This is a genomic window from Niallia sp. FSL W8-0177 (assembly GCF_038006285.1).
In the GTDB taxonomy this organism is placed as follows: Bacteria; Bacillota; Bacilli; order Bacillales; family Cytobacillaceae; genus Niallia; species Niallia circulans_A.
Genome location: NZ_JBBOUX010000001.1, coordinates 3,658,989 through 3,672,335 on the forward strand (window position 1 = coordinate 3,658,989; position 13,347 = coordinate 3,672,335).

Here is a 13,347-nt window from a genome sequence, read left to right on the forward strand (position 1 = left end):
TCGCGCCTCTCCTGTTCCTATTTTTAGTTAACATTTACCGTTGGCTTGTTTGTATTTACACGCTCTCCTTGTTTTTGCGGCAGAACTAGATTAAGGATTAATGCAGCAATGGCTCCTATAGCTGTCCCTGATGATACAAAGTAAGTTACAATTTCAGGCAGGCCATTTAACACATTTGCCGGCATTAACACAGCAAATAAAGCAAGCATAATTGGAACTCCAATAACAATCATATTTCTCTCCGTAAATTCCAATCCTTTCACGACTTTAAATCCATTCATCATAATGATTACGCATAAAATCGCAAATACACTATTAATCACCACACTAGGGATGCAAGCAATCAAACTCGTCAGCTTTGGCATCATTCCTAGAATAACTAACATAATTCCACCCATAATAATTGGCTTACGACTCTTTACTCCTGTAATCGCAATAATACCAGCATTAGAGGAATAGCCCGTTACTGGTGTTCCGCCAAAGAAAGAACCGACAAAACAGCCTAACCCTTCTCCAAATGCGCCGCCATTTAAACGCTTATCATTCAGCTCTTCGCCCGTTACATTGCTTACAGTAAACCATGTTCCCGTCGTTTCAATAGTGACAATTAAATAAACTACAATCATAACAAGAATGGCATGAACATTGAATTGTGGCGCTCCAAATGCAAATAGACTTGGCATTTGAAACCAGCTTGCATTTTCTAATGAGGCAAAACTAACTAAACCGAAGAAAGAAGCAACAAGCGAGCCTAATCCTAACGCTAAGATAACCGATACTACCTTTATATATTTCCATTTAGATTTAGCCTTTTCCCCTACGTACATACAGAAAATCAATACAGCCGCTGTAACGGTCGCAACCAAGATATTTTCGCCAAAACTACCCTCTGCTGTATAAATAGAATTAATCGCACTCGGCATTAAAGAAATCCCTACAACCACAATAACGGTCCCAGCAACAATCGGCGGGATGACTTTTCTAACCACTTTACTATAGAGTTTAAGCGGATAACCAAGTAAGGCAATAATTAACGCACCAGGTATTAAGCTGCCTATCATCGCTCCAATTCCTGATGTCGTTCCAATTGCTGCAAGTGCACTTAATGGTACAAAGGAAGGTCCTTGCATAACAGGAAGCTTCATTGCAAAGCCTGCTTGAATAATCGTTGCAATTCCACATGCGATAAAAGTCATTTGGATCAGCAATGAACTATCCTGTACAGAAAAGGATAATAAACCTGCCAAGATAATCGGTGGGATAAACAAATCCATCGCTAATATTTGCTGAACTCCTAGAAAGATCGATTTGCCGACAGTAATTTCTTCTTTTCCTTCCTGTATCTTCCCCTTTGCTTCCAAATCCTTTGCCATCTTCTCCATTCCAGTACCCCCTATTGATGATACTTCCTATAATCTTTGTTTCTTCGTTAATAAGTAAATTCACCGAACAGAAAAAGCTCGAAGTACATACCTTCCTTAACAAAAGAAAAGCATGCACTTCGAGCCCTTTATAATCAAAGTATGACAAGAATAGACATCTCCCTATAAAGGGGCGTTATGTCCATTTTATCTCTGCTTTTCATAGTCAGTTTATTTACGGTAAACAGGTAGAAACTTGTAGGCCATATCCCTACGATTATATGAAAATACACTATTTATTTTTGAATATTATAGCGACCTGAAACCTTTTGCAACTTTCAAGCTCACCATCAACATTCACTTCATTTTTTAAAATACACAATAAATTTTTTTATTTACTAGTAATTATCAACTTGCTACAATGACTATATTAACACAAAACACGAACATTAGGAAGGTGTTTATGAGCAATTATACGCATATTTTTCAAGGAACTGCTTTTTCTAGTGAGTCTCCCAAAAAAGTAACTATATTGAAAGACTATTTATTCTTTATCGATACCAATGGAATGATAAAAAAAATGGTCGGACCGGAACAGTCCGAATATTCCACCTTGTTGGAGACTTATGAGGGCCAAGCTAACTTCCACCGTTTAGCAGAGGGGCAATATTTCTTGCCTGGTTTTGTAGACTTGCATGTTCATGCACCACAATGGGCACAGTCGGGTACAGCTTTAGATATTCCACTATACGATTGGCTGCATACCTATACATTTCCATTAGAAGCGAAGTATGCAGATTTATCCTTTGCCACAACAGTATATGAAGACTTAGTAAGCACCTTGCTCGCAAATGGAACAACAACCGTTCTTTATTTCGCAACTGTCCACAAAGAGGCGAGTTTGTTATTAGCAAAAATCTGTGCAGAAAAGGGTCAACGAGGTTTAGTAGGTAAGGTCGTCATGGATGATCCAGAACAAAATCCATCCTATTACCGAGATGCTGATACAAAAACAGCTCTAGCTGATACAGAGTCATTTATTTTAGCTGTGAAAGAGTTAGCTAAAGAGACGAAACAAGGTGTTTATCCTGTTGTTACACCTCGCTTTATTCCAAGCTGCTCTGATGAAGCCCTTAAGGGTCTTGGGAAGTTGGCGGCGAAATATGATACCCATATTCAGTCCCATTGCAGTGAAAGTGACTGGGCCCATGGTTATGTAAAAGAACGCTTAGGTAAGCATGATGCGTTTGCTCTCCATGATTTTGGATTATTAGGCAACAAATCGGTTATGGCTCATTGTAACTTCTTAGATGACAACGATGCCGCGTTATTTGCGGAAACTGGCACAGCCATCAGCCATTGTCCGCTATCGAATGCTTACTTCGCCAATAGCGTACTGCCCATAAAACGATTTCAATCAATGGGAATTGATATCGGACTAGGTACAGATATTTCCGCTGGTGCCACTCCAAGTCTTTATGATAATGCGAAGCAGGCCGTTGTTTCCTCGAGAATGCTAGAAGATGGCGTAAATCCAACTCTTCCCGCAGAGGAAAGAGGCGTTCCAGATTCCCGAATTTCTATTCATGAAGCCTTTTATTTAGCAACTGCCGGCGGTGGTGAAAGCTTAAGTCTGCCAATCGGACGTTTACAAGAAAACTACACATGGGATGTACAAATCATCGATACAAAAGCACCAACTGCAAAATTACCGATTTTCTCTGAAGCAGAAGATTTAGATGATATTTTCCAAAAGATCCTCTATCTCGTACGCCCAGATAATATCTCGGAAGTTTGGGTTCAAGGAGAGAAAGTTCACTCCCGTTCTTGAGAATTCTATTAGTCTACAATCAATCAGATAGCATAAAGCACCCTAATCAAACGTTTGATTAGGGTGCTTCTACTAAATAAAAAAGCTAATACGAAGTGTCCTTTGTAGAGAAACAGTGTCTTTTTATGGTGCCTGTCACCCTATCTCTACCTTCACCCCAAAATGATCAGATACAACCGGCGTTGTTCTTCCATCAAAAACCGTTTCATATGAATAAACAGAGAGATTAGAAGAAACAAAGATATAATCAATCCGCAGAAGATCACTATTATTCTCCCAGCCATCAATTCTCTTCTCCACAGTATGGCTGCCATTTTTGACCGTGGCATCTAGAAAAGCGTCCTTTATATAAGGGTGCTTGGAAACAACACTATACCCTTCCTCTTCGATATGGGCAGGGTTATTAAAATCGCCCATCAACAAGATAGATCCACCTGCCCGTGCTTCCACTTCCCATGCTTCGACAAGCTTGCTCCATTCATATAAGAAAGGATAGCTTCCGGTTTCATCCTGCCACCAAGAGAGGTGCAATCCGTACACTAAATAGTTTTTTTTATTTGCTTGAAAACGAACTTCCAGGGCTTTTCTTGTATGATAGTCTGTATAATCATCTTTGCAGGACAGCAATATCCCTCTTGCATTTGTTACTTTAAATCGAGTAAGAATGGCGATTCCTTCATCATATTGGTCGTAACCTATATGACTAGGAACCCAGCTCCAATAAAATTCGAGTCCTTCTTTCTTCAGCTCCTGCTGGAGAAGAAACGCAAAGTTATCTTTTTTAATCACTGTATCTTGATTGGGGGCAATGAAAAAAGAATCCACCTCCGCTTCCTCTGCATCCATCGATTGATTTACTTCCTGTAAGGAAATAACATCATAGGAATCAGCCAGCAATTGCTCCTTGATCGCTTTCAGTTTTTCTAAAGGTCTTTCTTCTATCCAGCTATGGGTATTTAAAGTTAATAATTTCATTCACTTTGCTCCAAATAGTCATTAATATCCGATTTCAGAATGTCAGCCTTTGGACCATAGATAGCTTGAACACCGCCATCCTTCTTAATTAAGCCCATTGCGCCAGCTGCTTTCCATGACGATTCATCGCCAACTTTATCTAGCTCTTTTACGGAGACACGCAGCCTTGTCATACAGGCATCTACATCGGTAATATTAGCTTTTCCGCCTAATAAGTCGACAATTTCTAAGACTTGGCTGTTAGTAGGACCAGCGTTTCCAGCTTCTGTGGTGTTAGAATCTGCATCACTTTCATAGTTACCATTACGACCTGGTGTTGAAAAATTAAATTTCTTAATCATGAAATTCGCAATAAAATAGCTCACTATAAAGAAGACAATACATACAATGACAAAGTTTAGGACGTCGCCTCCCAAGCCTGCTTTAAAAGCAATCGGCAAACGTGTGATCAATTCTAAGTTTCCAAAGGAATGGAGACGTAAATGAACAATATCCGCAGAAGCAAAAGCTAATCCTTGTAAGATAGCATACACAACGTAAAGTACTGGAGCAGCAAACATAAACATAAATTCTAAAGGCTCTGTAACCCCTGTTAAAAAGACAGCGATGGCTGCGGAAAAAATCATTGATTTATATTTTTTCTTTTTATCCATATCTACATTTCGGTAGATTGCAACAGCGACACCCATCAAAATTGCTGTCGCACCAATCATCTGCCCTACTTTAAAACGGGCTGGAGTAACAGAAGATAGCAGTTGATTATATGCCGCAATATCACCCGCATTTTGTAGATTCACTAAATCACTTGCCCATGCTAGCCAAAGTGGATCTTGTCCAAATACTTCCTTACCAGCCATCACACCAGACATGATCGTATATGTTCCACCTAGTGAGGTATAGTTAATTGGAATCGTTAACATATGGTGTAGACCAAATGGAATAAGTAGACGTTCAGCTGTACCATAGATAAAAGGCGCTAGGATTGGAGCGCTTTCACTTGAAGTCGCAATCCACAGTCCAAAATGGTTAATTCCTGTTTGAATCGTTGGCCAAATCACCGCAAGGATCAAGGAAACGATAACAGACCAAAGGATAACCACAAACGGTACAAATCGTTTTCCATTAAAGAAGGCCAGTGCATCTGGCAGCTTTCTGAAATTGTAATATTTATTATAGACAATTGCTCCGATAAAGCCGGAGATAATCCCCACGAAAACACCCATATTAAGTGCAGGCGCTTCCAATACACTTGTAAAATATCCTTCTACTAAAATCTTCGTTCCAAATAAAGTATGCGTAAATGCGCCATCTTCAGATAGCATTTCATTTGTGACTCCAAAGATAGAGCCTGTAATTCTATTAATTAATAAGAAGGCAATCCCCGCAGCAAAGGCCCCGCCTGCTTTTTCCTTTGCCCACGAACCACCAATTGCTAAAGCAAATAAAATATGTAAATTCCCAATAATCCCCCAACCAATATTCTCTACAACGCTTCCAATTGTGATAAAAACAGAAGCATCGATCATGGCAATCAGCTTACCTAAACTAATCATAATTCCAGCTGCCGGCATAACAGCTACCACTACCATCAATGCTTTCCCGAATTTTTGCCAAAATTCAAATGACAACATCTTTTTCATTGTGTTCCCTCCTATTTCCAATTAAAACGTTTGCACTAAATCATATCTATGATTATAGTAATATATCTACCATTTTACAAGAAAAATATTCATAATTTTAGTAATAAATTGTGAAAATAACGCAAACGATTGCATTAAGCGGAATCACCTTCAGAAAAAATCCTGCTTTTAAAAAGAATGATAAATAAATTGCTTCTGTTAACCTAACTGTCTATCTCCTATGGACAAAAAAGACCGGTTGTCTTTTTGTGGTGCCTGACACCACACTAAAAAATCCCCACCACTATGGATGAGGATTTTATCAAGTTTTTTTAATATAACCAAAGCCTTACTTCACCAAATACCCTTCCACTTCATTCAAAGTTGGGATTGCTTCTTGGCCGCCGCTCCGTGATACTTTTATTCCTGCTGCAACGCTTGCGAAATTAGCCGCTTTTACTAAATCATTCGTATCTAAATAGGCACTAGCAAGAGCACCTGCAAAGCAGTCGCCTGCTCCTACTGTATCCACTGCTTTCACTTTAATAGCATCTACTACTGTTGCTTCTCCATTTTTGTATACTAAGCTTCCATGTTCGCCCATTTTGACAATGACATCAGGAATGCCTTTTTCATTTAGTTTTTTCGCTGCTTCTAGTGCTGTTTCTTTATTTATTACATCAATTCCAGTGATGCGTTTTGTTTCTTGTTTGTTTGGTGTTACTAAGTCAGCATATTGAAAGGCTTCCTCAAAGATTCCATCTGCAGGTGCTGGATCTAGGATTACATACATTCCACGTTCTTTAGCAGCCTGCATCGCAGCGATGATAGATTCCTTGCTAGTTTCCAATTGGACGAGCAGAATTTTCGCATCTATTTGGGCAAATATCTTCTCGATATCTTCTTTTGATAGAGAATCATTTGCTCCCTTTGTTCCAACCATTGTGTTTTCACCTGAACTGTCAACAATCGCAACAAAAGTACCAGTGCCTGATTCTTCACTTTTCACAATATAACTAGTATCCACATTTTTGGCCTGTAAATTCTCAATCAATTGATTTCCTACACTATCTTTTCCAACTGATCCAACTAAACAAGTTTTTTTGCCAAGCTTCGCTACAGAGACAGCTTGGTTTGCTCCCTTTCCCCCTGGCAGCATCTTAATCGAATCACAAAACATCGTATCCCCATATGCTGGATACTTCGGTGCTTCTACAATTATATCCATATTAATACTGCCGACAACTACGATATCATAATTCATTTTAGCCTTCCTCCAGTTGGTTTTAATTAAATATTTCTCTTGTTAATCGAACATTTTCTTCCAATGAATGATTACTATTAAATACAGCACTTGTTCCTAATACATACATCGTCGCACCATTTTCTTGGCATGTTGGAATGGTACTCTCTCCAATATTGCCGTCTACTTGGATCTCAATTTCCCGGTTATACTGCTTTATCTTCCCATTTAGTTTCGCGATCTTTTCATACATAGAAGGAATAAATTTTTGGCCGGCAAATCCTGGATTTACAGTCATCACTACGACATAATCGATTAAGTCATATACTTGATCAAGGAATTCAAGCGAAGTTCCCGGATTTATCGCTACTCCTGCTTTTATTCCTTTCTCTTTAATTTTCATTAATACACTATGTAGAGCATTGGTTGATTCTTGATGTACAGAAATCATGTCTGCTCCACACTCTGCAAATAAGTCGATATGTCTTTCCGGCTCTTCTACCATTAAATGAATATCTAATGGTGTTGTTGTAAGTCTGCGAACCGTTTTCACAAAGTCTGGTCCTAATGTGAAATTGGGAACAAATTTCCCATCCATAATGTCAATATGATAAAAATCAACACCCGCTTTATCTAACTCTTTTATATTTTGTTCTAAATTTCCTAAGTCTGCACACATCAAAGATGGTCCGATTTTATTCATTAATACTTCCTCCATTAATTGTTGACGAATTTCTTATAACTAACTTTGGCTCCAATTGATATTGCTTCTGCTTATTCTTCGGATTTTTTATTAATTGGATTAATTCATTGACCGCTAATCTGCCAATATCCTCTTTACACTGATCTACAGAGGAAAGAGTTGGATACATATAGGAAGCAAGACTAATATTATCATAGCCTACAATCTTCACTTCACTTGGTACTTTAATGCCAAACTCATGGCATGCACGCATGGCGCCAATAGCCATTGCATCATTTGCACAAAAAATGCTATCAAATGAACGGCCCTTTTCAATGAGAGCCTTTGTATTTTCATATCCACTTGCGGTTCCAAAATCCCCATAACATATATGCGTTTTAACAGGATGCCTCGCCTCGTTTAAAGCAAGCGTGAATCCAGTTAAACGATCAATCGCACTTTTCTCATTTTTAGGTCCGGAGATAAACACAATATTATTACATTTTTCATCTCGAATAAGATGAGTAACAGCCAGCTGTGCACCTAAAGTGTGATCAACAGTTATGGCAGAGTATGGATGTTCAAAATTTGCACGGTCAATTGTAATTGTTCTGATTCCGCGTTTTTCTAATTCTGCTAAGTCACTTGCATCTACATGAAGGGAATTTATAATGGCTCCACTAACATAGTGGTCAATCATGGATTCTAGATAATATTCCACTTTCATGCGATCATCATCACTATTACATAAATACACATTATAACCGTTTTCATTTGCAACCTTTTCAATTTCCCTAACCAACTCAGGAAAAAAGGGATTATTCAATGTTGGTACAAGAAGCGCAATTAAATTGGAGCTTCCTTCCGAAAGACTTTTGGCTATTTTATTTGGTTTATAATTTAATTTCTTTATGACATTTTCTACATGCGTAATTGTTTCAGGCTTCGCACCACCTTTATTATTAAGAACTCTTGATACAGTAGCAACAGAAACACCTGCTTCTTTCGCAACATCTTTGATTGTTATCATCTTAATCCCTCATTTACGTAACCGATTACTTATTTTCATTTAATCATTCAAAAAAAATAATGTCAACTGAAATTATATATTTTAAAAACTTACCGCTTTTTATCAATCCAGCGAAAAGGCTCTCCTATAAACGAAACCGGTTACTTACCTTTCCCTATTATTCTTCCAAAAATGATTTTACTTGAAAAAACTAATTTAAATTAATAGTTGTACCTTTAAAAAAATTCTGTTATATTTTGAGTAACCGTTTACGGAACCGATTACGTAAATTTCATAAAAGGAAGGTAAGCCAAATGTTTCTTGAGAAATTAAATGATGCTTTTAATGGCTTTATTAATTTAGGAGGATCTGCCATGATGTTTATCATCATTACGATTCTTTCTTTAATCGTTGGCGTTTCTATCTCGAAAGCAATTGAAGGCGGTCTAAGAATGGCCATTGCCTTAACAGGTATGGGAGCAATTATTTCTTTGCTTACTACTGCTTTTTCACCAGCGCTAAATAGTTTTGTAGAATCTACGGGAGTTGCCTTATCTGTTACGGATTTAGGATGGGCTCCACTCGCTGTTATCACATGGGGATCTGTTTACACACTCTATTTCGCTTTTATATGCCTTTTAGTAAACGTATTCATGTTGATCGCTAAGAAAACAACAACCTTAAACGTAGATTTATTTAATATTTGGAATCTCTCTGTCATTGGTCTTCTTACTATGTATTATTCTAATGATAATCTAATTTTAACAACATTATTCGTAGCTTTTATTTACGCATTAATGCTTATCAATGCAGATGTAATGAAGCCTACAATCAATGAGCTTTTAGGCTATGACCAAAACAACATTACAACAACTGCTCATCCATCCTTACTAATCGCACCACTTGTTATGGTGTTAAACAAGTTTATTGATATATGCTTACCATTTATTGATAAATTTGACTTTAATGCAGAAGCATTAAATAAAAAAATTGGTTTCTGGGGCAGTAATTTCGCAATTGGTGCCTACTTAGGGATATTCATCGGTATTCTTGGACAATTGTCAGTCGCAGAAATTTTCACCTTAGCCTTTACTGGTGCTGTTGCCCTTGAACTATTTGCATTAGTTGGCAGCTGGTTCGGCCCAGCTATTGGTCCTTTATCCGAAGGTATTACATCGAAAATGAGTAAGCGTTTTAAAGGCCGGAAATTATTGATAGGAATCGACTGGCCAATCTTAGCGACACGCGCAGAACTATGGGCAGTAGCGAATATTTTAGCACCAATCTTGCTGCTAGTCGCTATCTTTCTTCCCGGCAATACAGTCCTTCCATTAGGAGGAATTCTGCTTACTGTATTAGCCCCAGCTCTTCTAATCGTAACAAAGGGAAGAGTAGTACGCATGACCATTATTGGAACCATTTTAATTCCTTTATTCTTATGGGGAGCAACTTTTATTGCTAAATTCGTGACGGAAACCTCCAAAGCTATGGGGAATTTTCCTAATGGACTGGCTGCTGACGCCCTGTTCTCTTCCGTGGACTCTGATCCAATTGAAAAAATGCTCGCTATTCTATTTGGAAAAGCTGTCGATACTTGGGATATCAAATTAATAGGATTCTCCGTGCTAGCTCTTGCCGCTTATATCCTGTTATTCGGCTGGTACTTTAAACAAATGAGAAAGGAAAATAAGAAAATGGAATTGAAACAAAATACAGATAAGAAAGTTTCATAACTAGAAAGTAGGATGTTAACCATAAAGTTTTAAGGTTAACATTCTATTTTTATTTTCACGGAGTGTAAGAAAAAAATCGCCAAAACTACTTTATTCTATCCTTCAGCAGATTCTACTGCCAAAAGAAGTCCTCATCTTCTATTTATTCAAAATTTTTATTCAAAATACGAACTTTTTAAGTTACAATGTAAATATTGTACGTAAATAACCCGTATAATCCCGGTAATATGGTCTGGGAGTCTCTACAGAGTGGCCCTAAATCACTCTACTATGGACGGAAAATTTCTTTTTCTAGAAACCGTTCTACTTTGCTGAACGGTTTTTTTCTATAGGACATTGCGGGAAATAGTAAAGGAGAAGGAAAATGGAAGATATACTAAAAGACATACTAGCAGCATTAAGTGTTGTATTAAATGGATTGCCCCAAGGGTTACTGGCGCTATCTTTTGGCTTTGCGTCCGTGCCAACCGCACTTGCCTTTCTTGTAGGTGCTGCTGGGAATAGCTTAACAAGCAATGTTGCCGTTATTTCCTTTCAGGCGGAAACCATAACAGTTGCAGGAACAATGGGGAAAAATATGTGCGAACGGCTCTCTTCCATCTTTTTTGGTGCCTTTTTATTAGTTATTATAGGTGCTTTTGGATTGATGGAACAAATCGTTGCCTGGATTGGTCCTGTTATTACAAATGGGATGATGGCTGGTGTTGGTTTTATGCTTGCAAAGGTTGCCTGGGATATGGCAAAAAACGATCGATTGATTGGGGTCACTTCATTCGCTAGTGCCTTATTAACCTATATTATTTCAAAAGACTTAGTATATACCATCACTGTTTCTGTGCTGCTTTCTAGCATTGTCTATCATTTCACTAAAAAAGAATCTGCCACTGTAACAAATATGCTAACAGAAGATAAATTTAAGCTCCAAAAGTTTATTCTCAACCCTTCTGTTATTCGCGGGGCACTCGCTCTTGTTTGTTTGAATATTGGTGCTAATATTGCCTTTGGAAAAATCAATGGAGAAATCGCCGGAGCAAATGTAAATATTGACACGCTAACGATTATTAGTAGTTTAGCAGATATGGTCTCTTCTCTATTTGGTGGAGGACCTGTGGAAATCATTATTTCCGCTACTGCCTCTGCTCCCCATGCAGTATGGGCAGGAGTTCTAACAATGGCCATCATGGCAGCGATCCTGTTCTTCAAACTTTTGCCGAAGATTGGAAAATATGTACCTAGTTCATCCATTGCCGGTTTCCTTTTCGTCTTAGGGGCGATTGTGACATTACCAGGCAATGCAACAGCTGCACTAACTGGTACAGAAGCTAGTTCCCCTATTGTTGGAGCCATTACTATCATCGTAACAGCCATTGCCGATCCATTTTTAGGGTTATTAGCTGGCGTTGTGATGGAATTTTTACTAGGACTCTTTGGAGTTTAAGAAAAAGGAGAATTTATGATGGAGACTTATTCACTTACTGTTGCCGGAGTAAAAAGAGAGTTACCGATTATCCCTATTTCAAATGATTTAAAGATTGCAAGCTTTGTTATTTTAGGCGATACAGAAATCGTCGTTGCAGCCGCTTCCCTCTTAGCTGAGCAATTGAAAGACATCGATTATTTAGTAACAGCTGAGGCAAAAGGAATTCCCCTCGTCCATGAATTATCGAAACAACTGAACATGTCAGAATATATTGTTGCTCGAAAAAGTGTAAAACCCTATATGGACGAACCGCTAATCAATCAAGTCGTATCCATTACCACACAAAAAGAACAATTACTCTGTTTAGATGGAAAAGACGCCGCCAAGATTAAAGGAAAACGCATTGCCATAATTGATGATGTCATTAGCACTGGAGAGTCGATACGAGTACTCGAGGAACTCGTTACCAAAGCAGGAGGAATCATTGTTTCAAAAGCTGCCATTCTTGCTGAAGGAGATGCTGCCGAAAGAGATGATATCGTTTATTTAGAGAAGTTGCCTGTGTTTTAATAGGTTGGGATACAGAGGATGTTTTTTGTGAAGGATTAAAAAAATCGTGTCGTAAAAACAGCCATTGGAACAAACATTGTTCTAATGGCTCTTCATTATTTTATTCACTTTAAAAACAACGCCGAAACCTCTACAATACTCCCCCAAAAAGAAAGCAGGAGGAACCGTCCCGCTAAATAATGGAATACCCTAATTCTTGTACATCTTTATTAAACATTTTTACTGTATCGAGGGATATAGTTTTTAGGTCTCTTCCTACGTTTGCTAGTTTGTTAAGGATGTCTGGAGAGCAGGTGATGATCGAGCAGCCACATGCGTCTGCTTGCATGATGTTTAATAGCTCTCTCGAACTGGCCCATAATAGCTCCGTTCCTTCTTTTTTGCTGCATATTTTGGCGGCTTCTTTCATAGTGGGGATAGGATCAATTCCCGAATCTGCAATTCTGCCGGCGAATACGGAAACAATATTCTTTGTTCCAGATTTGAAGGCTTGAACCGTTTCTTCGACTTGGTCTAGTGTTAAAATGGCTGTAATGTTTAATTGCATTCCTTTACTGGATAGTTTTTGGATTAAGGGAATAGATGACTGCCCCATCGAATTCGTAATTGGTATTTTAATATAGACATTTTCTCCCCAGCTATTTATCTTTTCTGCTTCTTTTTCCATGATGGCAAAGTCATCGGAAAATACCTCAAAAGATATTGGCAAATCTGGTATATAGTGAAGTGCTTCGACTGCAAATGCTTCATAGTCTTGAATACCGGCTTTTTTCATTAGACTTGGGTTTGTCGTAAATCCACGGATGATTCCACTTTTATATGCTGCTAACATATCAGCTAATACTGCTCCATCTGCATAGATTTTGACGTTTAATTGATCGATTAATTTATCCATTCTACTCCA

General features: G+C 38.2%; 11 protein-coding genes and 2 riboswitches. Of the genes, 4 read left to right on the plus strand and 7 right to left on the minus strand.

Translation table 11 applies throughout. The features are described from left to right. Positions 1 to 23 precede the first annotated feature (23 nt). Positions 24 to 1,382 carry a solute carrier family 23 protein gene (locus NST77_RS17825; RefSeq protein WP_249928235.1) on the minus strand — a complete coding sequence of 453 codons (1,359 nt, stop codon included), beginning with the start codon at positions 1,380 to 1,382 and terminating at the stop codon, positions 24 to 26. 182 nt (positions 1,383 to 1,564) lie between these two features. After that, positions 1,565 to 1,666, minus strand: a riboswitch (purine riboswitch). A 158-nt stretch (positions 1,667 to 1,824) separates the two neighbouring features. On the opposite strand from NST77_RS17825, the gene guaD reads away from it, so the two are divergent. Then, a complete protein-coding gene (guaD, locus tag NST77_RS17830) occupies positions 1,825 to 3,192 on the plus strand; it encodes a guanine deaminase (protein WP_095332723.1) in 1,368 nt (455 codons plus the stop codon). 135 nt (positions 3,193 to 3,327) lie between these two features. On the opposite strand, the gene NST77_RS17835 is transcribed toward guaD, so the two are convergent. From NST77_RS17835 to NST77_RS17855, 5 genes are all read right to left on the minus strand, one after another. Next, positions 3,328 to 4,167 carry an endonuclease/exonuclease/phosphatase family protein gene (locus NST77_RS17835; RefSeq protein WP_341123336.1) on the minus strand — a complete coding sequence of 280 codons (840 nt, stop codon included), beginning with the start codon at positions 4,165 to 4,167 and terminating at the stop codon, positions 3,328 to 3,330. Continuing rightward, the gene (locus NST77_RS17840; protein WP_341123337.1) at positions 4,164 to 5,807 is read right to left on the minus strand and encodes a PTS transporter subunit IIBC; all 1,644 of its coding nucleotides are present in this window, start codon (positions 5,805 to 5,807) and stop codon (positions 4,164 to 4,166) included. The genes NST77_RS17835 and NST77_RS17840 overlap by 4 nt, the downstream gene beginning before the upstream one ends. 328 nt (positions 5,808 to 6,135) lie before the next feature. Then, complete coding sequence (gene rbsK, locus NST77_RS17845; RefSeq protein ID WP_341123338.1) at positions 6,136 to 7,050, minus strand: ribokinase; 915 nt, start codon at positions 7,048 to 7,050, stop codon at positions 6,136 to 6,138. A 22-nt stretch (positions 7,051 to 7,072) separates the two neighbouring features. Continuing rightward, positions 7,073 to 7,732 (minus strand): ribulose-phosphate 3-epimerase, encoded by a 660-nt coding sequence (gene rpe, locus NST77_RS17850; RefSeq protein ID WP_123258409.1) that lies wholly within the window; start codon positions 7,730 to 7,732, stop codon positions 7,073 to 7,075. Further along, positions 7,725 to 8,741: a LacI family DNA-binding transcriptional regulator gene (locus NST77_RS17855; RefSeq protein ID WP_095332715.1), complete on the minus strand. Its 1,017-nt coding sequence runs from the start codon at positions 8,739 to 8,741 to the stop codon at positions 7,725 to 7,727. Before NST77_RS17855 ends, rpe begins: the two co-directional genes overlap by 8 nt. Before the next feature lie 293 nt (positions 8,742 to 9,034). Here NST77_RS17855 and NST77_RS17860 point away from each other — a divergent pair, with 293 nt between their 5' ends. The 3 genes from NST77_RS17860 (at position 9,035) to NST77_RS17870 (ending at position 12,443) form a co-directional block, all read left to right on the plus strand. Further along, on the plus strand, positions 9,035 to 10,453 hold the full coding sequence (locus tag NST77_RS17860; RefSeq protein WP_123260383.1) for a PTS transporter subunit IIC: 1,419 nt from the start codon (positions 9,035 to 9,037) through the stop codon (positions 10,451 to 10,453). 189 nt (positions 10,454 to 10,642) lie between these two features. Then, a riboswitch (purine riboswitch) is annotated at positions 10,643 to 10,744 on the plus strand. 73 nt (positions 10,745 to 10,817) lie between these two features. Continuing rightward, positions 10,818 to 11,891: a guanine permease gene (locus NST77_RS17865; RefSeq protein ID WP_095332711.1), complete on the plus strand. Its 1,074-nt coding sequence runs from the start codon at positions 10,818 to 10,820 to the stop codon at positions 11,889 to 11,891. An 18-nt stretch (positions 11,892 to 11,909) separates the two neighbouring features. Next, positions 11,910 to 12,443 (plus strand): phosphoribosyltransferase family protein, encoded by a 534-nt coding sequence (locus tag NST77_RS17870; RefSeq protein WP_206426434.1) that lies wholly within the window; start codon positions 11,910 to 11,912, stop codon positions 12,441 to 12,443. A gap of 172 nt (positions 12,444 to 12,615) precedes the next feature. Here NST77_RS17870 and NST77_RS17875 read toward each other — a convergent pair whose 3' ends face one another. Next, positions 12,616 to 13,326, minus strand: coding sequence for a transaldolase (locus tag NST77_RS17875; protein ID WP_341123761.1), 711 nt, complete (start codon positions 13,324 to 13,326; stop codon positions 12,616 to 12,618). Positions 13,327 to 13,347: the final 21 nt, after the last annotated feature.